Source organism: Pseudomonas acericola (SeqCode), assembly GCF_053456465.1.
Genome location: NZ_JBRFJB010000003.1, coordinates 199,939 through 222,280 on the forward strand (window position 1 = coordinate 199,939; position 22,342 = coordinate 222,280).

The following is a 22,342-nucleotide window of genomic DNA, read 5'->3' on the forward strand; positions in this document are numbered from 1 at the left end:
ATACCCATGGGCTACAAAATTCCGGACGGCGGCACCTTCCAGCACGGCGCTACCTATGGCCCGGATATCTCGTTTTCGGCGCTGAGCAACGCCGCCGAAGCCGTGGCCACTGTCGTTGGCGGCACGCTGGCCGCAGGTGACATTGTCATTGTCACCTCTGGCTGGACTCGCCTGGGCAACCGCGTCGTGCGCGTGAAGGCTGCCACCGCTACCGCGATTACCCTGGAAGGTGTCGACACCACCGATGTTCAGGTCTACCCGGCGGGCTCTGGCATTGGCTCGCTGAAAAAGGTGCTGACCTGGGTGCAGATTCCGCAAATCACCGATGTGAACTTCGCTGGAGGCACCCAGAACTACCTGGACGTGGCGTTCCTGGAAGACAAGCAAGGCCGCCAGATGCCAACCGACAAGGCTGCCGCGAGTCTGGCGCTGACCATTGCTGACGATCCGGCCCAGGCGTTTAACGCTGTCCTGCGCGCAGCCGATGCCAGCCAGACCATCCAGGCCGCGCGCCTCAACCTCCCGGGCAACGACACGCTGTTCTACGGCGCCTTTACCTCGTTTTCCAACCAACCGGCCGTGTCTCGCAGCAATCTGCTCACCCGTACGGTGAACCTGGCGCTGCAAGGCGAACCGACCCGCTACCTGACGGCGGTGGTGTAACCCATGGCAAAGATCCGCATTGCGCAAAAGCCGACGTTCAAGGCGTTCGTGCTGATTCCGATCGTAGGTGGCGAGCCCGATAAGGTCGAATTCACCTTCAAGTACCGGGATCGCATTGAGCTCGCCGCGCTGTTCGATGAGTGGCGCGCAAAGGACAAAGAACTCCGGGCGAGCTTCGGTGAAGACATCACCTTGTCCGATGTCGTCACCGCTGAAACTGAGCACCAGGTGCAACGCATCAAGGATCTGGTGGCTGGCTGGGCCTTCGATGACAAGTTCGACGAGGAGAACATTCGGGAGCTCGTTAAATCTTGCCAGGGCACAACCGAGGCGGTTGTCGGCACGTACGAAGCAGCCTATGGACAGGCCCGCCTGGGAAACTAACCGAGGCTGCGCGCGCGATGTATGCGCCCGATGCGCCACCGGAACTGATGGGCCTGTTCGGCCTTTCCCCGGGCGATCTGGAAGAGGTGACGGAGGTCTGGCCCTGCAACTGGCCGGCCTTCATCCTGTTCAACCGCATGTCCACCCAGTGGCGAGCAGGCACCGGCGGCGCAATCGGTCTCGACTACAGCAGCATCCGCGACGTGGCCGGCTTCCTTGGCATCAAGAAAAAGAAACTCGCCGAAATCTTCCCTGACCTTCAGGTGCTGGAAGGCGAAGCCCTGCGCGTCATGGCGGAGGAAAGGGAAAACAGCCCGTAACCACGGGCACTTATTCAAGGTGAGTCGATGAACATTGCAGAACTCGGCGTCAAGATCGACTCGGCCGATGCAATCCAGGCGAAAACCAGCCTGGATGAAATGGCGAAGGCTGGCGGCCGGGCCGAGCAGTCTGCTGCTTCGCTGATGAACGAAATGCAGGCCCTGGAAAAGGCGCTGTCAACCAACGCTAAAACCACCCAGGACCTGGCAAAGCAGCGTGACGCGCTCGCCAAGCTGACCAAGACCGGCGCCTATGGCGAGGCCGAGGCGGCGAAGATCTCCGCGCAGCTCGACAAACAGCAGGTGGCCCTGGCCAAGTCTGCCCTGGACGAGCAAAAAGCCCTGAACAGCCTGCTGGGTGCCATCGACCCGGCCCGCGCTGCGCTGGCGAAGCTGGACACCCAGGTCGAGCAGCTTGGCAAGCACTTGGACGAGGGGCGCCTGAGCCAGGAGGACTACAACAAGGCGCTGGGCAAGATCGACAAGGATTACGCCAAGCTCGAAAAGACGGCCACCGGTTTCGACAAGCTGCGGCTCGGCACGCGCCAGGCGCAAGAAAACGTTGTACAGCTCGGTAACGCGCTGTCGTCGGGTGATTGGGGCAGTGGCGTGCGTGCCGTGGCTCAGTTGGGCGCTGGTGCGGGCGCAGGTGCTGCCGGACTGTTCGCCATTCTGGCGCCGCTGGCTCTGGCCACCGCTGCCGTGGGCGGATTGGCAGTTGCCTACTACAAGGGCAGCGAGGAACAGGACCGCTACAACAAATCGCTGATCCTCACGGGAAACTACGCCGGCGTGAGTGCTGGGCAACTGGGCGATATGGCTCGGCAGGTCAGCGCTACTGTGGGCACCTCCGGCCAAGCGGCCGCAGTGCTGGCGATGCTGGCCGACAACGGCAAGATCGCCGGCGAGAGTTTCACCGGCATCACCCAGGCCGCTGTGTCGATGCAGGAAGCCACCGGCAAGGCAGTCAGCGATACGGTCTCCGAGTTCGTGAAGCTGGCCGATGACCCAGTGAAGGCTTCTGCTGCACTGAATGAGCAGTATCACTACCTGACGGCCTCGGTTTACTCGCAGATCGCCGCACTGGAAGAGCAGGGCGATCACGCCGGCGCCGTGAAGCTGGCGACCGAGTCCTACGCCGACGCGATCAATGAGCGCACGCCGAAGATTCTGGAGAATCTCAGTTACTGGGAGAAAGGTTACAACGCCGTATCCAAAGCCGCGGACTATCTCAAAAATGTTGGCCGTCCCGATATCGGCGCTGATATTGACTTGGCGCGACAATACCTCGCAGAAGCACAGGCGGGTAATGTCGGGATCTTTCAAAACCAGAAGGAGATGATTGAGCTCTATACCAATCATCTGAACATGCTTGAAGATCAGCGTGACGCTGAAGCCGATATAGCAAAACAGGAAGGAGATAGAGCCAAGTCTCAGCAGGCCGCCGTTAGCGCGATGGCGAAGGTCGACGCACTCACCAAGTCTTCGCTGACCAACGAGCAAAAACGGGCGGAGGCCCTGAAGGACTATAAGCGGCAACTCGACGATATCCGGAAGGTTGACCCGAAGGATTCGCGGCTCGACCAGTCGGCAATCGACAAGAACATCTCCAACATCAACGACAAGTTCAAGGACCCAAAAGCCGCCGGCACGCAGGTCGACTTGACCGGCTTCAACGACGCCAAGAATGAACTGGCGGCCATCACCGACACCTACAAAAACTACCAGAAGGAACTGGAAGCGGCGCAGAAGGCAGGCCTGCTGTCCGAGGAAGACTATCTGCTGCGGCGCCAGGCGCTGATCGGCAACGAACGTGACCAGGTAACGGCCGCGTACGAGTCCGAGATTGCCGCGCTGGAGGCCGCCAAGGGCAAGAAGACTACGTCGGCCGCGCAAAGCATCCAGCTGGACCAGAAGATCGCCGACGCGCGCGCAGGGATGGTCAAGGCGCAGAAGGATGCGGATAGCCAGCTTGATTTGTTGGCGACCAACGAGACCGGGCGACTCGCCAAGCAGGAGCGGGCGATCAGTTCGTACGTGCAGGCGCTGGGGCAGCAACAGCGGGCTCTGGAACTGGCTGGGCAACGCGCCGTGCTGGGCGTTGGCCAGGGCGATCGCCAGAACGCGCTCAACGGGCAGTTGAACAGCCAGCAAGACCGGTTTGCTCAGCAGTCGCTGGAACTGGAAAACCAGCGCTCCGACCCGTCGCGCAAGATGTCGGACGAAGAGTTCACCCGCAAATCGCAGGCACTCGCCGACGCGAACAAGAAGGCCACCGACCAGATCCGGCAGAACTACGCGGATGTGGAAAGTGCCCAGGGCGATTGGACCAACGGCGCGACGGCAGCCTGGCAAAACTATCTGGATTCGGCGCAGGACGTCGCCGGCCAGACCAAGTCCTTGTTCGGCAATGCATTCAGCTCCATGGAAGACGCGGTCGTCAACTTCGCCATGACCGGGAAGCTGTCGTTTGCTGACTTCACCAAGTCGATCCTGGCAGACATGGCGCGCATTGCCACGCGACAGGCCAGTTCGGCATTGCTGGGCAGCCTGGTCGGTGCGGCTGCGAGCTACTTGGGAGGCAGCGCTGCCGGGGGCGGCAATGGCATGGCCGCCGGGTCTGCTGGCGCCACCTCGTCAAACCTCGGCGCTTCCCAGGCTGGCTACTCCAACACCTACTTTCCGCAGGCGCTGGGCGGGGCATGGTCGGGCGGTGTGCAGATGTTCGCCGACGGCGGCGCCTTCACCAACTCCGTTGTCAGCAAGCCCACGGCGTTTGGTATGGCCAATGGCAGCATGGGGATCGCCGGCGAGGCGGGGCCGGAGGCAATCATGCCGCTCACGCGCACCTCCAGCGGCAAGCTTGGCGTTATGGCCATGGGCGGTGGAGGCGCTGGCGGCACGCAGATCAATGTCGAGGTGCACATCGATGGCGACGGCAACGCGTCGTCCTCCTCTGACGACCCTGGCTACGACCTGTTCGGCAAAGAGCTGGCAACGTTCGTCGAGCAGAAGTACCAAGAGCTGCGGACGAAGGACATGCGCCAGGGCGGCGTCATCAACAAAGCAATCAAGGGGCGCTGATGGCAATCGAACGATTCATCTGGGAGACGGAGAAGGGCGCGGAAGGGGATGTTGCCCAGCGCGTCCGCACCAAACAGTTCGGCGACGGGTACGAGCAGTCGGTGGAGGACGGCCTCAACAACCAGTCCCAGTCCTGGCCGCTCATCTTCACCGGTGCCAAGCCCCGGGTGATGTCGATCAAGGCGTTTCTTGATCGGCATAAGGGGGCAAAAGCGTTCCTCTGGACGCCGCCCCTCGGGGAGCTTGGCCTCTACAAGTGCAACGGCTACAAGCCCGTGCACCGCGGCGGCCAGGTCTACGCCATCAACGCCACCTTTCAGCAAACCTTTCACCCTTGAGATAACCGCCCATGGCACTGATCACGGACATCCAGAAACTGGAGCCCGGCGGCGAGATTCGCCTGTTTGAAATTGACGGGACCGAGTACGGCGCCGATTACCTGCGCTTCCATGGGCACGCCATTCCGCACACGCCGGAAGAGCTATTGGCCTACGAGCACTCGGAAGAGGATCTGCCGGCTAAGTCCATCTGGTGGCAGGGCGAGGAATACGCGGCCTGGCCGGTGCAGATCGAGGGTATTTCCTCCAGCAGCGACGGCACCGCCTCACGACCGACGTTCGCCGCCGGCAACATCAACGGGCGCGTCACGGCGTTATGCCTGGCCTTCGAGGACATGCTCAAGTTCAAACTGACGGTTCGCGAGACCCTTGTCCAGTACCTGGATGCGGCGAACTTCCCGGAAGGGAACCCAACGGCTGATCCGACCCAGGAAGCGCTGGAGATCTGGTTCATTGACCAGAAAACCAGTGAGGACGGCGAGGCGGTGGTGTGGGAGCTGTCTTCTCCGGGCGAGATCGACAACCACGGGCTGCCGGGGCGGCAGATGACGACGCTGTGCCATTGGAGCATGACAGGGGGATATAGAGGCCCTGATTGTGGATACATCGGCCCGTACCGTGACATTGATGGAAACCTCACGGACGATCCAGCAAAGGACGACTGCGATGGATGCCTTTCGACTGGTTGTAAGGTGAGATTCGGGGAGCACGAAGAACTCCCATTTGGGGGGTTCCCAGCTGTGAGCTTGATCGCTCGCAGTTGATACAATAGGGCCTTAGTTCTACGGCACGGAGGTCATTGATTCGGGCTGCTGCTTTTCTTCCAGGTGCAGGGGTTAATCATGAAGAACTTGAAAGATTTTTCGGGTAGTCAATTTGTTCGATGGACCGTAATCCAAGAGAGCGAAAGCAGAGGTGGACGGCGATATTTTTTGTGCCACTGCGACTGCGGAAAAGAGGCTTCGGTTCTTCTCTACAGCCTGACCTCTGGGGCATCAAAGTCTTGTGGCTGCTTACAGAAGGAGGTCGCTTCTAACACTGGCAGAACTCATGGTTACAGCGACCACCCTCTTTACCATACTTGGATTTGCATGCATTACCGTTGCTCAGACCCAGGGTATGTCGATTATCCGAAGTATGGCGCGAGGGGCATCTCCGTCTGCGATAGGTGGTCTGACTTCAATCTGTTCGTTTTTGACATGGGTGATAGGCCGGACGGCATGACCCTTGACCGTCGTGACAACGATGATGGGTATTATTTGGAAAATTGCCGCTGGGCAACTGCAGAGCAGCAGAACAGAAATCGTCGCAATAGCCATATGATCACCGCATTCGGCCAAACCCTCAGCTTGGCTGAATGGGTGGAGAAGACTGGCATCGGACGTTATGCAATTCGCGGCAGATTACGGGGAGGCTGGGAGCCCGAACGGGCTCTATCCACTCCCGTAGACCATTCAAGAAAAATAGTTTAACCAAGGGCGCTACGGCGCCCTTTTTAGTGGGCGCAAACAATGCGAAAACACATCATCACCGCCATCCAGGCGCACGCGGCCGCGCAGTACCCGAAAGAGTGTTGCGGGCTGCTGCTGGCAATCGGGCGGGCGCAGAAGTACTTCCCGTGCCGGAACATCGCCACGGAGCCGAACGAAGAGTTTCGGCTTGATCCTGAGGACTATTCCGCGGCGGAAGACCTGGGCGAGGTGATCGGGATTGTTCACTCGCATCCGGACGCTACCAGCCGACCGTCTCCGCATGACCTGGCCATGTGCGAGGCCACGGCCTTGCCCTGGCATATCCTGAGCTGGCCCGAGGGCGACCTACGAACGATCACACCAACCGGCAGCACACCGCTGCTCAAGCGCCCGTTCGTACACGGTGCCTGGGACTGCTGGCAGGTTTGCGCTGACTGGTATCAGCGGGAGTGGGGGCTGGAGTTCGAAGCCTTCCAGCGTACCGATGGCTGGTGGGAGAGTGCCGAGAACGCCAGCCTGTACGAGCAGCATTACGAGGCCGCCGGTTTTGTGCGGGTGGACCAGCCGCAGCGCGGTGACCTGATCGTAATGCATGTCGGCCGAACGGTTCACCCTAATCACGCGGGGATCTACCTGGGAACCGATCCAACGCTACCTGGCGAAGAATCTGGCACGTTCGGCCCGGGGCCTTTTCTACTGCATCACCTTTACGGCAGGCCTTCCGAGATCATCGTCTTTGGCGGCCCGTGGCATGACCGAACTCGCCTGATCCTTAGGCACAAAGATGCTCAAGCCAGTTTGCCCATGGAGTAAATGGAGAAGCCACCCTGTGTCAGGTGAGTGACGTTGACTGAGCCACCAATGTAGACGCGATCTTTGGTCTTTCCTTCTTCCTGCCGCGACTGCGCACGCATTATCTCGGGTGCGCACGTTGGGAACGAACTCCAGTCTATCCTCGCTTTATCCATAAGCTCTGGCTTTACGCCAAGGCCATAATCTAAAGCCTCGGATTTAAAGTCCGACACGGAACGGTAAGCAAATCCATGGATTTTTCCAGAGTCGTCGGAAATCCCGAAGTGATAGATCGTTGCAGATTGGTCCTTGAGGGTGGGGGCATGTCGATTCAATTCGCTCCAGAGGGCCTGAAGCTCTTGGGGCGCATGAGCATCGACCGCGTCTACATCGAGGGCAAAACCTTGGTTATTCACAAGGCCGACCCAGCGGCTGAAAAGCAGGGCGGAGCCTGTCGCTGCGATGACCATGCGCATGTGCGGGATGGCGATAGCTTTACTCACGTAGCCTGGGGGCGTATCGACGGAATAATGTAAAAGCGTATCCGTGGCCACAATCGCTTCGTTTTCATCCGTGTAGAACAGTAGTGACGACATAGGGCCTCCTGGCAAGCGTTTGAGTGGGCGGAGGCTACTATCGCGGGATGACAAGGCGTTACTGGGGATTCATACAGCTGGTTATTCGTCCGCTTGGTAGGCCAGCGACGCGCTTGCCTTTCCTTGAAGTGGCAGTAACTGACGTTTCTATACGGAGGTCAACACCCGGCAAACTACACGCCTGCCGGGTTCAAGCGCGTTTAAGGCATTAAGACCGAGTCGACAACGTGGATTACGCCGTTGGACTGCATAACGTCTGCGATGCTGATCCCAGCCTTACCACCTTTGGCGTCTACTACCCAAAGCTTACCGTCATGCAGCTTGATGTTTAGAGATTCACCTTGAACCGTTTTCAGGACCACAGTGCCGCCATTCTTTTTGGCCTCTGCCATTAGCTGCGCCGATGTGTGAGTGCCAGGCACGACGTGGTAGGTCAGGATTTTCGTCAGGTCTGCTTTGTGCTCAGGTTTCACAAGAGTATCAACGGTTCCAGCTGGCAACTTCGCAAACGCTTCGTTGGTAGGTGCGAACACTGTGAAGGGGCCTTTGCTGTTCAGCGTATCAACCAACCCGGCAGCCTTGACTGCTGCTACGAGTGTCGTGTGGTCCTTCGAATTAACCGCATTTTCGACAATGGTCTTGCTCGGGTACATCGCAGCACCCCCGACCATGACGGTGTCTGCGGCAAAGCTGAGCGTTGCATTGACGGAGAGAATCGCGAAGCAGGCTGCTGCAGCAAGTTTTTTGTAAAAAGCGTGCATGATGTATCTCCTTGGCTCTTATACCCTCCGACTGAGGGTATTGAATCTACGAGCCAACGATCAAAGTGGATGCACGCCCTTGTAAAATAGTTTTTGAGCATTGAAGCCTCTTTCTCCTGTGACCGTTCTCCCAGCCGTTGTCTTCAGCCCAATTCGCCCTTGGAGTGAATGGGGAGCCCATCTCCTGTCAGAGGGGCATTTAGCGGCTGGCAACAGAGCTACCCAGTGACTTTCTGTGGCTGGTTGGAGTCCTTTGTGATGGCCGGATGACTGGTTAGAATTTCATGATATGAAACCAGCGAAACTCTTGGAGCAACCTTTGGTCCATGCTTTCAGAGCGAATAGGTGTCGATTGTCATTCGATCGTAACCGCTGGTGGAGAAGGCCATGAGAGAAGCTATCGACGATTTGCCCGAGCCAATGAAGGGGCAGGCAGAGATGATTATCCGTGAGATAGAACGCGCGGGCTCGATGATTCTTGCGGTGAAAAGTGGCGCTAAAGCCCAAGGATTCATACTCGGAATAAAATGCTGTGAAGGCCTGCCAAGGGAGCGCTGTGAACTGTTATCAGAACATTTTGACAGCACCGTGGAGCAACGAATGAGGTCGCTGACTTTCGGGCTGTAGCATCAGCTGTATAGAAAAAACGCGTAGAGGAATAGGATGAAGTGCGTCACTTTCCTTTTGATACTCGCTCTAACAGCAAGCTGCACAACGACACCCGCTCCTGAGGACATCACTAATGTTCCCCAAGAGCGGCTTTTTGGTTTCACAAAAACCTCTGATGCCCATCTCGTCATCTTGGCCGGGGCTTCGTTAGGAAGTAATTGCACAGTGCGTGTATCAATAGACGAAAAGCCGGCAGCCCGCTTTTTCGGCGCAGAAGTAGCCCATTTTGGGCTTACATTCGGATCACACACTCTCTCGGTCCGAACCTCGGATCAGTGTTTTGTGCAATGGGCGCAAGAAATCAGTATCAGTGTCAAAGCTGGCGACGCCTTTATCATACGTATCGACAAAGGAGGCCTAGTACGGGCCGAGCTTTTAAAGCCATGAACAACTGCTTACACTGCTGACATACGTTCACAACGTATCTGCGCAACCTCGCCTTCCTGCCGGCCTCTGCATCGCCTCCCATAGGATCACTGACATGCGCCTGTCCGATTTCATTCTCGAGAACCTCGAGCCGATTCTGCAGGCGTGGGAAGATTTCGCCAGGACCATCGATACCCCGGGTGCGGACCTCGATAGTGAAGCTCTGCGAGACCATGCCGAACAGATGTTGCGAGCAATTGTCAGTGACTTGCGAACAAAGCAGACGCAGCGAGAGCGAGCTGCCAAGTCTCAAGGTCAGGCCCCTTTAGATGAAGAGGAAACCGCAGCTGAAACTCATGCGATAACTCGGCTAATGGCAGGTTTTACGATCGATCAAATGGTCTCGGAATATCGGGCATTGAGAACGAGTGTGGTCAGTCAGTGGATGAGGCAAGTAAAGGATGGCGCGCCGATTAACGTTGACGATATGACCCGGTTTCACGAGGCCATCGATCAGGCACTCGCCGAATCCATCGCCAGTTACTCACGAGCGGTAGAGGCTTCGCGCAACGTTTTTTTGGGCATTCTTGGGCACGACCTGCGCACCCCGCTTGGAGCGATCATGCTGGGTTCCGACTTATTGAGGCGCTCAGAAGGGACCGGAACTCGGGAAACCAGAGTCGCCAATCAGATATATACGAGCGTGCGTCGAGCGAGCCAAATTGTTGGAGACCTACTTGATTTAACGCGCTGCCAAATGGGCCCAGGTATCCCTGTCAAAACGACGGATACAGATCTGTCGCAAGTTTGCACACTTGTTGTCGAAGAAATCAGAGCGTTTCATCCCGAGGCCATGGTTTTGTTGGACGCTAAGACTCCAGTTCAAGGGCAATTCGATGGGCACAGAATGGAACAAGTGTTCTCGAACATAATCAGCAACGCGCTACAGCATGGTGATAGTCAACTCCCTATTCATGTGAAGTTAGAGACCTCAGAGGATTGGGCTATCTTTACTGTTCATAACAGTGGTGATCCGATACCAGAAGACGTTATCCCTTTTATATTTAATCCTATGGGTCGTTTCTCTCAGCGATCTGCAATCGATCACGGACCGACAGATGGGCTGGGCTTGGGCCTATTCATTGCGTCAGAGATTGTGGCAGCACACAACGGCTCAATCGATGTCAGTTCTGACTCTACTGGAGGCACCACCTTTATGGTCAAGCTTCCAGTTATTAAGCCGTCGCTTCATCCTTAGGCACCTTCAAGAGGCAGCTATAGGCCAAAGCCGAACTGCATCCTCCCCCTCAGTGCTACAGTCCAGCGCCACAGTAAGCGATTTGAACTGCGTAGATTTGGTCGGCATTGGAGGGTTTCAGCATGATGGACCGCCTGATTTATAGAGTGCCGCAACCATTCGATGTACAGCGGCTATTCACTATTTATAGCGACCCCAAAACCAACCTTTTCAACCCGGCAGGCCCAATGACTGATCTTGTCGGCGCACAGGATCTACTGGGTCGCTGGATCGAGCATTGGGACAAGCATCTATACGGCGTATGGGCTATTGCAAGGAGCGATGCGCCGGAGCACGTCATAGGGTTCGGTGGCATTTCCCTCCACGATTACTTGACTGAACAGCGCGTCAATCTGGGTTATCGCTTCGCGGTCGAAGCGTGGGGTCATGGTTATGCAACCCAGTTAGGACGAGATGCGCTTACATATGCATTTGAACAGCTTTACTTGTCCGAAGTTTACGGGCTAGTCAGACCAGATCATATGGCTTCTATCCGGGTGCTACAGAAGATCGGCATGCAACCCTATGGACAGTTGGATGATGTCCCAGGTAAAGCGCCAAGTTTGGTGTTTAAGGCGCTGCGGGGCACGTCTACCTAATCGCGAGGGAATCCGTAGCTATCGTCATCGAAGGCCCGCGCTGGGCTTTTTGCATCTCCCCCTCAGTGCTACAGTCCCGCCAAACCATAGAGGGAACGACATGCGGATTTATGGACGGGACGTCCCAACCCCGGAGGATATTTGGCAGCTTTACAGCCAGATCATCCAGTCTCCAGATCTCTGGACGGCTGTAGAATTCAAGAAAGCGGCGGTCAATGTTGGCCTTCATAAGATCGCTCCTCGGCAGGGTTACTTCAGCTTTTCCGGCAAGAATCATATGACTGGCCAGGCCATCATCGTCGATGATTTCATTGAGGAGATACGGCTGTTTATCGGGAGCGAACCAAAAGACCTCACCGAGGCCCTGTACAAAGAGGATCATAGAAAGATCGCTCGGCTCGCATCGGAATACTCCAATCTTTTGAGGCTGAAGCTCGGCGAACCGAGAGTTGCGCACCACAACGACATTTTTGAATATAACGACCACCGGGTTCGTGTGCTATCGAGCGGTTGCGTCTGGGTCGTAATCTCCAAGCTGTCAGTCATAAGGCAATTGCCAAATGATTGGTGGCCACAGCCCACAACGTAGTCACTTCTCAGGCTCCATACGAGACGATCCGTCTAATGGGTCAGATGATTTGCTATGCAAGAACCTGGGTACGCGTTCAGCCAATGAAGCCTCAGCACACATGGCCTTGGAACCCCGGTCGGCGTTTGGCTTTGTGCGCCCTTTTCCGGATGCTAAAGTCCCGCCAAAATAGAGAGGAAACGACATGCGGATTTTGATAGCTGCTGTAGCGGTGGCGATGCTGGCGGGATGCACAACACCTGGCGATCTAAAAAGCGGAAAAGCAACCATCAGCGCATCGTCGAGTAAGGCGCCTAAGCAATATGCCCTCTGCGTCATGCCTAAATGGCAGGATGCTCGCTCAGGCTCCACGATGACCGAAACCTCAACTGGTTACAGACTCATCGTTGCTACCGACTCGACGGCCGAGGAGCTTCTTGAGGTGAATCAAACCGCAAATGGCAGCAGCATCGCGCTTTATCAGCGACTGTCCTGGGCGCCAGGTTACGGTCGATCAGCCATTGAAAAGGCGGTTCGTGACTGCCTGTAACTAACAACTACATCAAGCCGCCTCAGGGCGGCTTTTTCATGCCCGGAGAAAACCATGGCAGCACTAGCAATCGAATACCAGCCACTCACTACCATCCTGCTTTTCGGCCAGCTACGCCAGTTCGGCCGATCTTTCAGGCTATCGGTCAGAACGACGGCAGAGGCGATCAAGGCCCTCTGCGTGCAGGTTCCTGGCTTCGAGCGGTTCTTGTCGAATGCGAAGTCTCGAGGTATTGAGTTCGCGGTGTTCAGGGGGAAGAAAAATATTGGAGAGGGCGAGCTCTCTTTTGGCGGAGATGGCGACATCCGCATTGCTCCAGTGATCACTGGGAGCAAGCGGGCGGGGATTCTCCAGACGATTGTTGGTGTAGTGCTACTCGCGATTTCATACGTATTTCCGGTTACTGCGCCATATTTAGCTCCGGCTGGCATCGGCCTTGTCGCTGGTGGAGTTATCCAAATGCTCAGCCCCCAGGCCGGCGGACTCAAGACCAGCGCCGCGCCCGAGAACACCCCCGGCTACGCCTTCGGCAGCGCCAAGAACACCACGGCATCCGGCAATCCGGTCCCGCTTTGCATTGGCGAACGCCGCTGGGGCGGTGCAATCATCAGTGCCGCGATCTACGCCGAAGACCAGATGTGAGTCTTTAAACACGATTGAAAGTTTTCGGTTATGGCTGGAATGCAAAATCCCTCACTACAACCGGGACACATCAAATAGTCGGGAAACCGACACCCTGGGCCGCACATGATCAACAGATCGCCGGGCCAGAAAAGCAAAACCCCCGGACGCTCGCAACGTGCCGGGGGTTTTTATTTCAACCCCTTGTCAGAACCAAGAGGAGAACATAGTTGGATATTAGCAAAATCATAAGAGAGGTACGAGAAATGGCGACGAAAATGCCAACCTGGCGCTTCGTTCTGCTGTACGCCCTCGGGGTGATCGTCGCAGTCGGATACCTGGCTGGAAACATCCCATGGGACAAGATTCTGTAGCAACCAGCATTTGAGAGCCATACGCCGCCCAAGAGGCGGTTTTTTATTGCCTGGAGGAAAGCATGGGCGCAGCACGCAAGTTAGACATCCACGGCGCCAAGGGCGGCGAAGATAAACCCAAAACGCCAACGGAAGCCCCGGACAGCCTGCGCTCTGTCGCCATCGCCAAAATGCTGATCGCCGTGGGCGAGGGTGAGTTCGAAGGCACGCCGACCGCGCGCGACATCTACCTCGATAACACCCCACTGCAAGACCCTCAGGGCAACATGAACTTCCCGAACGTGAAGTGGGAGTGGCGCACCGGCGCGGTTGACCAGACCTATATCCAGGGCATTCCGTCGATTGAAAACGAGACCACCATCAGCACTGAGCTGCGCAGTGGTAATCCGTGGGTGCGCTCGATCAGCAACACGCAGCTTTCCGCCGTCCGCGTGCGCTTTGCCTGGCCCGCGCTTCAGTCCGTGGATTCGAGCAACAACATCAACGGCTACCGTATTGAGTACAAGGTCGAGGTGGCCACCGACGGTGGCGCGTATCAGCAGGTGCTGAGCGAGGCCGTAGACGGCAAGACTACCAGCACCTACGAGCGCACCCACCGTATCGACTTGCCTCGGGCAACCACCGGCTGGCTGATGCGCATCACCCGTCTGACGACCAACCAGAACAACAACAAAATCGCTGACACCATGCAGATCGCGGGCTTCACCGAGGTGATCGACGCGAAGATCCGCTACCCGAACACGGCGTTGCTCTATATCGAGTTCTCCGCCGAGCAGTTCCGCAGCATCCCGGCGGTGACCGTTGGCTGCAAGGCTCGCAAGTGGCAGGTGCCCAGCAATTACGACCCGGTGTCGCGCACATACAGCGGCATCTGGGATGGGACGCTCAAGGAGGCATACACCAACAACCCGGTCTGGGCCACGTACGGCATCACCACGACTGACCGCTTCGGCCTCGGCCGCCGTATCAAGCCGTGGATGGTGGACAAGTGGGAGCTCTATCGCATCTCGCAGTACGCCGATCAAATGGTGCCAGACGGGAAGGGTGGCCAGGAGCCGCGTTTCATCTGCAACCTGAACCTCCAGAGCAAAGCCGACGCCTGGTCACTGCTGCAAGACATCTCGACGATCTACCGTGGCATGACCTACTGGGCGCAGGGCCAGGTCTTCACGCTGGCGGACATGCCGCGCGCCACCGACTTCGACTTCGCCTATACCAGGGCGAACGTGATCGACGGCAAGTTCACCTACTCCAGCGCCTCGGAGCGCACGCGCTACACCCGGGCGCTGATCAGCTACGACAACCCAGCCAACAACTACGACACCGATGTCACGGCGGTCACGGATCCCAAGCTGCAGCGACGCTACGGCGACAACCCGCTGGAGATCAGCGCCATCGGCTGCACCCGTGAGTCGGAGGCGCAGCGCCGCGGTAAGTGGGCGTTGCTCACGAACTCGAAGGACCGCGCCGTCACTTTCAGGGTAGGCCTCGACGGGCGCATCCCGCTGCCGGGCTACGTGATCCCGATTGCCGACGAACTGTTGGCCGGTCGGCCGGTGGGCGGCCGCATCTCGGCGGTCAACGGCAAGGTCATCACCCTGGACCGCGACACCCAGGCCAAGCCGGGCGACCGGCTGATCCTCAACCTGCCCAATGGCAAGTGCGAGGGCCGCACCGTGCAACTGGTCAGCGGCCGGCAGCTCACCGTGACCCTTGCCTACTCCGTGCCGCCTGAGCGCGAGCTGGTGTGGGCACTGGATGCGGACGACCTGGCCATCCCGCTTTACCGCGTGGTGAGCGTGGCCCGGCCAGAGCCTGGCGTGTTCGAGATCTCGGCCGTGCAGTACGACCCGAGCAAGTTTGATCACATCGACACCGGCGCGCGCCTGGAGGACCGCCCGATCAGTGTTGTACCCATCACCGTGGTTCCGGCGCCGGCGAGCGTAACCATCACGTCGAACTACTCCGTGAACCAGGGGCTGGCGATCAGCACCATGAACATCTCCTGGCCTGCTGTGTCTGGTGCAGTCGCCTACGACGTGGAGTGGCGCAAGGACAGCGGCAACTGGATCAAGCTGCAGCGCACTGGTTCGACGAGTGTGGATGTCACCGGTATTTACTCGGGCGCCTATATGGCCCGGGTCCGCTCGGTGAGCGCCTTTGAGATCTCGTCGATCTGGAAGAGCTCCAACCTGACCAACCTGAAGGGCAAAGAGGGCCTTCCGCCGGCGGTGGCGTCCCTGGCCGCCACCAGCGAGCTGTTCGGCATCGGCATTCGCTGGGCCTTCCCGCCCGGCGCCGAGGACACCCAGCGCACCGAGCTGTGGTATGGCCCTGCCAACAACCTGTCGGCGGCCACAAAGCTTTCCGACTTGGCCTACCCTCAGGCGAATTACCGCATGCAGGCTCTCAAGGCTGGTGCGCAGTTCTTCTTCTGGGCGCGTCTGGTGGACCGCACCGGAAACATCGGCCCGTTCTATCCCATCGCCAATGGTGTGATGGGAATGGCCAGCGCAGACGCGGCGCCGGTGCTGGAGTTGATCGCAGGCCAGGTGGGCAGGACTGAACTCGGCAAGGACATCATTACCGAGATCGACAAAATCCCTGGCTTGCAGGCGCAGATCGATGCGCTCGACGGCCTCGCGGTCTACGACCCCACGTTGACCTACTTGGTATATGACCTGGTGGTGGTCGGCAAGCGGATCTACCAGGCCATCGCCCCGGTACCTGCGAACAAGCCTCCGCCGAATGCCATCTACTGGCAGGACGTGGGCCAGGCTGTGGTCACGGCCAATGGCCTGGCGCGCCAAGTTGCGACCAACACCACCAGCATTACCGAGCTGAACGGGGTGGTCACAGCCCAGGCGTCCAGCCTGCAGACCTTGCAGGCGGCTTTCCGGGATGACACTGGGGAAGGCGACCTGGCGGACGCGCTCGGGGGTTACAGCGCCACGGCGAGCTTCGCGCAGGAAGTGACGGTGCGCACCTCGCAATACGCGGCCAACGTGCAACGCCAGACTGAGCTCGCTGCTTCTGTGGGCGAAGTTGCCGGTACCGTGACCAATCTGGAACGCGTGGTGGTCACGGATCGGCAGGTGACCGCTCAGGCCATTCAGCAAGTCGGCGTGAAGCTCGAGGGGAACTCGGCGGATATCCAGACTGTGAGCAAGGCCCAGGCCGACGCCGAGGGCAAGCTCTCGACGATGTGGTCCGTGAAGATGCAGCTCAATCAGAACGGGCAGTACGTGATGGCGGGCATTGGGCTTGGCATTGAGAACGTAGATGGCGCGCTTCAAAGCCAGTTCCTGGTGAGCGCGGATCGTTTTTCCATTGTCACCACGTTGGCCGGCGGGCAGGTGTTCACCCCGTTCACTGTGCAGAACGGCCAGGTGTTCATGCGTTCGGCGTTCATCCAGGACGGCAGCATCACCATGCTGAAAATCGGCGAGGCGTTGCAGTCCGATAACTACTTCGCCGGCGTGCAGGGGTGGCGACTGGATAAGGCGGGCAATTTGGAGTTCAACGGTCCATCACCAGGTGGTGGGCGCCTGACGATGACCAATCGGGCGATCAAGGTTTACGACGAAAATGGAGTCAAGCGCGTTCAGCTCGGAGATCTCACAGCATGATCGGTGGTTTACGAACCTGGGGGCCTACTGGCCTCCTTGAGTTAGATGAAAATTCCTTTACCGTGATGATTGTTTATTCCGGTGTTTTTCAAGGGTATCAAGGGGCTCGGTCAACATTTATATCTATCCCTGAAGTAGATCCGAGTACGCACTCTGCTGTATGTGTGCCAATCCAAGACTACAGAACAGATGGGCAAGATACCTCAGCAATCCAATACACCCCTATAGTTTCTTCCGGTGGGGTTATTGTTCATTTCGGCTGCCCAACGACATCTACCGGGCCTGTGGGTGGACCCACTGCGCAGAGGCTTCTCGTTATGAGGTTCAGATAATGGCCTATGGACTAACCTTCAGAAATAACAGCAATGTAGTTACCCTGGATTCTGAGTTTGCTAGGCTGGTTGTTTTATTTAAGGGCGGATGGAGTGGTGATGGGTCGGGGGTTGGGGTTGGTTTTCCTAATACGATCACGTCGGCAGAGCCGCCCTTGGTTTTTGTAAGGCCCGCACAGTCAAATATGTTTTGTTTTTGCAAAATATTGGGGGCGCCCGGAGCGTGGACCGGGTTTTCATTTCGCGGAACGGTCGGCACGTACACATCAGGCACCTGGTTCTGTGCCGCGTTTCAATCGCAAGAGAAAGCTCAGTTCGGCCTAAGGCTTTGGGATGGCAGTACCAGGCTTTTGTTCGATAACGGAACAGCTTGTGCCCAGTTCACAAGAGCGATTTCCGGGTGGTCGCATATTGGCAGCGAACAAACAGGTCAGGGTGTGTATAGGCTAAGTTGGACTGCTTATACTCCTCTAAGTACCGGAGATTTTATGTTGCTTAATAATATTGCTATGGATGTTGCTGGGAGCACTTCAAGGCAAGGAAACATGTACGCACTTTGGCAGTATGAAAATGACAGGCTAGTGATGCAAGTGGTCGGAATCGACATACAAAAGACACTTTACACCCCAGTGGTTTTTGCGAAGCCTGCTTCATAGTTTTTATCGCGAGTAGAAACCGATAGCCGCCTTGTGCGGTTTTTTATTGCCTGGAGAAAACTATGGGCTGGTACAAGACGGGCACTGTTTCCGTTACGAAGAACTCGACCGCCGTTGTCGGCACGGGCACCGCGTTCCTCGCGAATGCGCGGGTCGGCGATGGTTTCCGTGGTCCCGATGGTGCGTGGTACGAAGTAGACAACATCGTCAGCAACACGACCCTTTCCATTGCGCCTGGGTACCTGGGGGCAACGGTTGCTGCCGGCGCCTACGCCATCATGCCGGTGCAAGGCTACGTGAAGGACAGTGCGGACGCGCTTCGTCAAGCCTCCAGCGCGGCGTGGCAGCTTGTTGGGCAGAAGTCGCAGCCTGGCGGCCTCGCTTCATTGGACGCCGCAGGTGTCGTGCCCACAGCGCAACTGCCAACGACCGACAAAATCACAGAAGGGACCACGAACCGGTGGTGGACGAATGCGCGCTCCATTGGAAGCACCCTTGCCGGTATGGTGGTCACCAATTCAGCGGTTGTTGTTGCTGCTGACACTATTCTGGCGGCCATCGGAAAGCTACAGACCCAAAACACCGATAGCGGTTGGGGAGTGCCTGGGTTCAAAGCCCCACCAGCAGACTTGAACTCCATAGGTGCCGGTATCAACAAAAGCTTTACCACGGGCGTAAATACAGCCAACTCCCCGTTCAAGTTTGGTAGCACCACAGCCAGATTTGATGGGGGATCTTCTGGGTACAAGATCGCGTACGCCGACGACACCGACGAATACCACTGGGCCATGATGCTGTTTGATCGGACCTCCAGCGCCGTCGCGGTCAGGCGCTCCAGTGGCAAAAACATCCGTGCTGATGATTACCTGGTGCTTTATCCGACCGGCAAGACGGTGCTGGATGTTTCGCAACTGCCTGTGATGTTCGGCGCTACGTCCGGTGCCGCAGGCCGATCTGGCTTAGTCCCGGTTCCTGCGGCAGGCGATCAGGCGAAGTTTTTGGCGGGGGATGGGACGTACAAGTCCGTGGCGACCACGGTTTCATACAGCACCATCACGGGCTATCCGACTGACAGCTCGGCGTTTGTGACTGAGCTGTCCAGGTATCAACTCAAGTCGGACATCGTCGCAGCGAATCAAATCATCGCAGGCGTCAGCTTCACGACGGCAGCGCCGCCCGTGCTATCTAACGCCAACAACATCACGTCGATTACCCGCACCGCTGCCGGGTTTTATACGGTCAACTTGCCCAGGGCTGTGAAGGCCGGCTGGCGAGCGTTCTGTACTTCCGCAGGTCGGTCAGGGTCGAGTTATTTTGACGCTCTCCAAATTGACCCGGGGCAAGCGGGCGTTGCTGGCAACACCATCAAACTTATTCAGATTGCTTCACCCGGCGGCGCCTCGTCTGTCGATCCTAATACGGGTGTCGCGCAGTTCACATTAATCGGGGAGTGGGCATGATGGACAATTACATCATTGTTGGCGAAGACGGTAGCGTCACGGCCGTAGCCGCAGACATCGACATCTTTGAGTACGTCAAAGAGATCGGCGGCACGCTGGTCAAGCGAGACGAATACATTCCGCCTCCATACGTGGCCACCGCCCAGGAGCTGGCAGACACTGAAAACCAGTGGCGTGAAGAGCAGATGCCCAGGGCAAAGGACACCGTGACCGCCATCGAGTACGGCGAGCAGGGCATCCTTGGCACCGCGCAGCAGTGGCAGATGTACTGGCGCGAGCTGCGCAAGTGGACCGACACCAACCCTGACTTTCCCGATGTGGCCAAGCGCCCAGTTCAGCCATGCTGAACCATTTCTGAGTTCGACCCGGTCAGGCGGCCAGTTGCCGGCATTATTGGCTGAGGGCCGGTTCTGTGGTTTTTTTTGTGACGGCAGGTGTTTTACGAAGAAATGGGGATTCGACGTATTTGTAGCTCAGATGCGAGATAAAAAATACCAGGGCTGTTGCGCAAAAAGTTATAAGCAGAAATTGTGTATCTGACCCAGGGTTTTTTGCTATCAGGTGTTTGAGTGCAAAGCCGGATAGCATCAAAAGAGGCGCATGCACCAAGTACACGCTGTAACTCATGTCGCCCAAGGCGGTGAGTGGACGAAGAGTCATGAGTTTTGGCCTTGCCACAACAATGGAGCAAAACAGTGCTGCTGTAAGTAGATACCGTTCCCAACCATAAGGGCTGTACTCGTGGCTTAGGGAAAAATAAAGGGCGATAACGGATATCGCCGAAAATACAGCTTTGTATTTTGGTGAAAGTCTGATGTGGCGAAGGTATTTAGCAGCAAGCGCGCCTATCAGGAAGTATCCCGCGAAAGTTGTGCCGGTGGCGACAAGTTCGTAAGCGACCAGTATCCCCCCGAACGGAAACGCAAGCTTTTCTCCGTACTTTGTAAACGACGCCCAGACGATGAATGGGAAAGCGAGGTAGAACTTTACCTCATATGCCAAAGTCCATATCACGGAGAAGAAACGATCTATTTCTATTCCCAGGGCATAAAAATCATTGCCGTTGCCCTTAAGTCCGAGAAATGCCATATCCAAGAGATAATAAATCTGCGTTGACTTAAACGCAGACCAGTCACCAACTGCACAGATAGCGATGACGTTTAGTAAAAAATATGCCGCGTATGCGGGCATGATTCTGCGAAATCGTGAAGTGTAGAATTTCGACCAATCGAAAACTCCTGACTTCGCATACATCTGGCCGAAAAATAGAAGTCCGGTGATGCAGAAAAATACCTGAACTGCGAGCGATCCGTAGTTTTCCCGCAAGGCAAAGTCGAATTTATAATTTATACCTTGAGCGGCTAGCCTCCAGAAATGGGTGGCAACCACCGCGATTGCTGCTAGGCCCCTGACGCCGTCTAAATAAAGATCCCTATCTTGGTTCTGCGTCTGATCTTCAGGTCTAGTTCGAAAGAATAGGAAGGACAGGGACACAAAAAAAGTAACGATAAATAGCGGTAAAAAATTTTGGAGTTGCATCGGGTTCCCCGTGTATGTCCGTTAGGGTGTATTGACGCCGGTTCCGTTAGGCTTCATGCCAATGCCAAGCAACCAAGTATAAAACTCGCAGGCGACTTTACAGACGCCTGGGGGGAGGAGCAAGCACAGTGCCATCTATTTAGGTTTATGAACTGACTTTTATACCCAGCGTGAGCCGCTGGAGATCTTTCGAATGCCGACCAGGAGTCGGTATTTTTTTGTCTGGAGAAAAGCAATGGCACGACTTTCCGAAACGCTCGCCGGTGGCCGCAATGCGCTGGCCTTCCTCGATATGCTCGGCTGGTCTGAGGGCACCAGCACCTCGCCGGCCACGGCCATGGATGGCTACGACGTTATCGTGACTGGCATCGACCGCAAGCCCGAGGTTTTCAAGGATTTCACGGACCACCCGTTCGCCAAGGGACGAGCGTCGAAGGTCATCAACAGCAAGGGGCTGACGTCCAATGCTTCCGGCCGGTACCAGCAGATGCTGAAGGACTGGCCGCACTACAAGGCACTGCTCAAGCTGCCTGACTTCAGTCCGATCAGCCAGGACCTGCTGGCCTTGCAACATATCCGCGAGTGCCGGGCTTTGCCTGATGTGCTTGCCGGTCGGATCGAGACGGCTATCGCGAAGTGCCGGAACATCTGGGCCAGCCTGCCGGGCGCTGGGTATGGCCAGCGAGAACACCGACTGGAGGACCTGCTGAAGCAGTACCGCCTGGCGGGCGGGGTGATGTCGTGACGCCCGGACAAATCCTGACTGCGATTTTGCTAGCCATGGCCATCACTGGCGGCAGCACCTGGCAAGTGCAGGACTGGCGCTACGGCAAACAGCTGGCAGAAATCGGCAAGACCCAGGCGCTCGCGATTACCGAAGCGGGCAACACGGCCCGCAGTGAAGAACAGCGCCGCCAGGCGAAAGTGAATAAGGAAGCAAGCGATGCGCGAGAACAGAACAAGGCTGCAACTGTGGATGCTGGTACCGCTGATGCTGCTGGTGACCGGCTGCATGTCGAAGCCAACCAATTTGCCGCCACCGCCTGCGGCGATCCCGGAGCTGCCCAGCGAGGCGCGTCAGCTACCCGCGCCGCAATGGTGCTTTCCGACCTGCTCCAGCGGGCTGACAAAAGAGCGGGAGAGCTGGCGGTTGCGTTTGATCGAGCCCGAATAGCTGGACTTGCGTGTGAGAGGAGCTTTGACTCAATGCGGCAATGAGGGGGAAGTGTTCGTTGGCAGGACGCTTGGAGAGGAATTGTTCAGCGAGATTTT

Annotated in this window: 22 protein-coding genes; 19 read left to right on the plus strand and 3 right to left on the minus strand. The window is 57.2% G+C overall.

Annotation, left to right across the window (positions count from 1 at the left end; translation table 11 throughout):
- The first annotated feature begins 6 nt into the window (after positions 1–6).
- The 8 genes from ACU688_RS13010 (at position 7) to ACU688_RS13045 (ending at position 7,074) form a co-directional block, all read left to right on the plus strand.
- Positions 7–663 (plus strand): phage tail protein, encoded by a 657-nt coding sequence (locus ACU688_RS13010; protein ID WP_448185028.1) that lies wholly within the window; start codon positions 7–9, stop codon positions 661–663.
- Between the two features lie 3 nt (positions 664–666).
- Positions 667–1,047 (plus strand): phage tail assembly chaperone, encoded by a 381-nt coding sequence (locus ACU688_RS13015; protein WP_448185029.1) that lies wholly within the window; start codon positions 667–669, stop codon positions 1,045–1,047.
- 47 nt (positions 1,048–1,094) lie between these two features.
- Complete coding sequence (locus ACU688_RS13020; protein WP_448185583.1) at positions 1,095–1,367, plus strand: DUF1799 domain-containing protein; 273 nt, start codon at positions 1,095–1,097, stop codon at positions 1,365–1,367.
- A 27-nt stretch (positions 1,368–1,394) separates the two neighbouring features.
- A complete protein-coding gene (locus ACU688_RS13025; RefSeq protein ID WP_448185030.1) occupies positions 1,395–4,451 on the plus strand; it encodes a phage tail tape measure protein in 3,057 nt (1,018 codons plus the stop codon).
- A complete protein-coding gene (locus tag ACU688_RS13030) occupies positions 4,451–4,789 on the plus strand; it encodes a phage tail protein (RefSeq protein WP_448185031.1) in 339 nt (112 codons plus the stop codon). Before ACU688_RS13025 ends, ACU688_RS13030 begins: the two co-directional genes overlap by 1 nt.
- Before the next feature lie 11 nt (positions 4,790–4,800).
- The gene (locus ACU688_RS13035) at positions 4,801–5,553 is read left to right on the plus strand and encodes a phage minor tail protein L (protein ID WP_448185032.1); all 753 of its coding nucleotides are present in this window, start codon (positions 4,801–4,803) and stop codon (positions 5,551–5,553) included.
- Positions 5,554–5,631: 78 nt separating this feature from the next.
- Complete coding sequence (locus ACU688_RS13040) at positions 5,632–6,261, plus strand: hypothetical protein (protein ID WP_448185033.1); 630 nt, start codon at positions 5,632–5,634, stop codon at positions 6,259–6,261.
- Positions 6,262–6,300: 39 nt separating this feature from the next.
- Positions 6,301–7,074, plus strand: a complete 774-nt coding sequence (locus tag ACU688_RS13045) for a C40 family peptidase (RefSeq protein ID WP_448185034.1) — start codon at positions 6,301–6,303, stop codon at positions 7,072–7,074.
- Here ACU688_RS13045 and ACU688_RS13050 read toward each other — a convergent pair.
- A complete protein-coding gene (locus ACU688_RS13050; protein ID WP_448185035.1) occupies positions 7,050–7,649 on the minus strand; it encodes a hypothetical protein in 600 nt (199 codons plus the stop codon). The two genes, ACU688_RS13045 and ACU688_RS13050, sit on opposite strands and share 25 nt — an antisense overlap.
- 200 nt (positions 7,650–7,849) lie before the next feature.
- Positions 7,850–8,410, minus strand: a complete 561-nt coding sequence (locus ACU688_RS13055; protein ID WP_448185036.1) for a fasciclin domain-containing protein — start codon at positions 8,408–8,410, stop codon at positions 7,850–7,852.
- A gap of 387 nt (positions 8,411–8,797) precedes the next feature.
- Here ACU688_RS13055 and ACU688_RS13060 point away from each other — a divergent pair, with 387 nt between their 5' ends.
- From ACU688_RS13060 to ACU688_RS13100, 9 genes are all read left to right on the plus strand, one after another.
- The gene (locus tag ACU688_RS13060; protein ID WP_448185037.1) at positions 8,798–9,037 is read left to right on the plus strand and encodes a hypothetical protein; all 240 of its coding nucleotides are present in this window, start codon (positions 8,798–8,800) and stop codon (positions 9,035–9,037) included.
- Between the two features lie 523 nt (positions 9,038–9,560).
- Positions 9,561–10,703 (plus strand): ATP-binding protein, encoded by a 1,143-nt coding sequence (locus ACU688_RS13065; RefSeq protein WP_448185038.1) that lies wholly within the window; start codon positions 9,561–9,563, stop codon positions 10,701–10,703.
- 122 nt (positions 10,704–10,825) lie between these two features.
- Complete coding sequence (locus ACU688_RS13070; RefSeq protein ID WP_448185039.1) at positions 10,826–11,341, plus strand: GNAT family N-acetyltransferase; 516 nt, start codon at positions 10,826–10,828, stop codon at positions 11,339–11,341.
- 100 nt (positions 11,342–11,441) lie between these two features.
- Positions 11,442–11,930 carry a hypothetical protein gene (locus ACU688_RS13075; RefSeq protein WP_448185040.1) on the plus strand — a complete coding sequence of 163 codons (489 nt, stop codon included), beginning with the start codon at positions 11,442–11,444 and terminating at the stop codon, positions 11,928–11,930.
- Positions 11,931–12,114: 184 nt separating this feature from the next.
- Positions 12,115–12,459 (plus strand): hypothetical protein, encoded by a 345-nt coding sequence (locus ACU688_RS13080; protein WP_448185041.1) that lies wholly within the window; start codon positions 12,115–12,117, stop codon positions 12,457–12,459.
- A 54-nt stretch (positions 12,460–12,513) separates the two neighbouring features.
- A complete protein-coding gene (locus ACU688_RS13085) occupies positions 12,514–13,101 on the plus strand; it encodes a tail assembly protein (RefSeq protein ID WP_448185042.1) in 588 nt (195 codons plus the stop codon).
- A gap of 415 nt (positions 13,102–13,516) precedes the next feature.
- Complete coding sequence (locus tag ACU688_RS13090; RefSeq protein ID WP_448185043.1) at positions 13,517–17,083, plus strand: TipJ family phage tail tip protein; 3,567 nt, start codon at positions 13,517–13,519, stop codon at positions 17,081–17,083.
- Positions 17,084–18,133: 1,050 nt separating this feature from the next.
- Complete coding sequence (locus tag ACU688_RS13095; RefSeq protein WP_448185044.1) at positions 18,134–19,531, plus strand: hypothetical protein; 1,398 nt, start codon at positions 18,134–18,136, stop codon at positions 19,529–19,531.
- Positions 19,528–19,878: a hypothetical protein gene (locus ACU688_RS13100; protein ID WP_448185045.1), complete on the plus strand. Its 351-nt coding sequence runs from the start codon at positions 19,528–19,530 to the stop codon at positions 19,876–19,878. The genes ACU688_RS13095 and ACU688_RS13100 overlap by 4 nt, the downstream gene beginning before the upstream one ends.
- Positions 19,879–19,921: 43 nt before the next feature.
- On the opposite strand, the gene ACU688_RS13105 is transcribed toward ACU688_RS13100, so the two are convergent.
- Complete coding sequence (locus tag ACU688_RS13105) at positions 19,922–21,070, minus strand: acyltransferase family protein (protein ID WP_448185046.1); 1,149 nt, start codon at positions 21,068–21,070, stop codon at positions 19,922–19,924.
- A 235-nt stretch (positions 21,071–21,305) separates the two neighbouring features.
- On the opposite strand from ACU688_RS13105, the gene ACU688_RS13110 reads away from it, so the two are divergent.
- Both ACU688_RS13110 and ACU688_RS13115 read left to right on the plus strand, forming a co-directional pair.
- On the plus strand, positions 21,306–21,815 hold the full coding sequence (locus ACU688_RS13110) for a glycoside hydrolase family 24 protein (RefSeq protein ID WP_448185047.1): 510 nt from the start codon (positions 21,306–21,308) through the stop codon (positions 21,813–21,815).
- Positions 21,812–22,288, plus strand: coding sequence for a DUF2514 domain-containing protein (locus ACU688_RS13115; protein ID WP_448185048.1), 477 nt, complete (start codon positions 21,812–21,814; stop codon positions 22,286–22,288). The genes ACU688_RS13110 and ACU688_RS13115 overlap by 4 nt, the downstream gene beginning before the upstream one ends.
- Positions 22,289–22,342: the final 54 nt, after the last annotated feature.

Coding starts and splice junctions, on each gene's coding strand:
- ACU688_RS13105 (WP_448185046.1), bottom strand. CDS start 21,070: ATGCAACTCCAAAATTTTTTACCGCTATTTATCGTTACTTTTTTTGTG.
- ACU688_RS13025 (WP_448185030.1), top strand. CDS start 1,395: ATGAACATTGCAGAACTCGGCGTCAAGATCGACTCGGCCGATGCAATC.
- ACU688_RS13045 (WP_448185034.1), top strand. CDS start 6,301: ATGCGAAAACACATCATCACCGCCATCCAGGCGCACGCGGCCGCGCAG.
- ACU688_RS13015 (WP_448185029.1), top strand. CDS start 667: ATGGCAAAGATCCGCATTGCGCAAAAGCCGACGTTCAAGGCGTTCGTG.
- ACU688_RS13075 (WP_448185040.1), top strand. CDS start 11,442: ATGCGGATTTATGGACGGGACGTCCCAACCCCGGAGGATATTTGGCAG.
- ACU688_RS13095 (WP_448185044.1), top strand. CDS start 18,134: ATGGGCTGGTACAAGACGGGCACTGTTTCCGTTACGAAGAACTCGACC.
- ACU688_RS13085 (WP_448185042.1), top strand. CDS start 12,514: ATGGCAGCACTAGCAATCGAATACCAGCCACTCACTACCATCCTGCTT.
- ACU688_RS13065 (WP_448185038.1), top strand. CDS start 9,561: ATGCGCCTGTCCGATTTCATTCTCGAGAACCTCGAGCCGATTCTGCAG.
- ACU688_RS13060 (WP_448185037.1), top strand. CDS start 8,798: ATGAGAGAAGCTATCGACGATTTGCCCGAGCCAATGAAGGGGCAGGCA.
- ACU688_RS13110 (WP_448185047.1), top strand. CDS start 21,306: ATGGCACGACTTTCCGAAACGCTCGCCGGTGGCCGCAATGCGCTGGCC.
- ACU688_RS13035 (WP_448185032.1), top strand. CDS start 4,801: ATGGCACTGATCACGGACATCCAGAAACTGGAGCCCGGCGGCGAGATT.
- ACU688_RS13040 (WP_448185033.1), top strand. CDS start 5,632: ATGAAGAACTTGAAAGATTTTTCGGGTAGTCAATTTGTTCGATGGACC.
- ACU688_RS13010 (WP_448185028.1), top strand. CDS start 7: ATGGGCTACAAAATTCCGGACGGCGGCACCTTCCAGCACGGCGCTACC.
- ACU688_RS13070 (WP_448185039.1), top strand. CDS start 10,826: ATGATGGACCGCCTGATTTATAGAGTGCCGCAACCATTCGATGTACAG.
- ACU688_RS13050 (WP_448185035.1), bottom strand. CDS start 7,649: ATGTCGTCACTACTGTTCTACACGGATGAAAACGAAGCGATTGTGGCC.
- ACU688_RS13030 (WP_448185031.1), top strand. CDS start 4,451: ATGGCAATCGAACGATTCATCTGGGAGACGGAGAAGGGCGCGGAAGGG.
- ACU688_RS13055 (WP_448185036.1), bottom strand. CDS start 8,410: ATGCACGCTTTTTACAAAAAACTTGCTGCAGCAGCCTGCTTCGCGATT.
- ACU688_RS13090 (WP_448185043.1), top strand. CDS start 13,517: ATGGGCGCAGCACGCAAGTTAGACATCCACGGCGCCAAGGGCGGCGAA.
- ACU688_RS13080 (WP_448185041.1), top strand. CDS start 12,115: ATGCGGATTTTGATAGCTGCTGTAGCGGTGGCGATGCTGGCGGGATGC.
- ACU688_RS13020 (WP_448185583.1), top strand. CDS start 1,095: ATGGGCCTGTTCGGCCTTTCCCCGGGCGATCTGGAAGAGGTGACGGAG.
- ACU688_RS13100 (WP_448185045.1), top strand. CDS start 19,528: ATGATGGACAATTACATCATTGTTGGCGAAGACGGTAGCGTCACGGCC.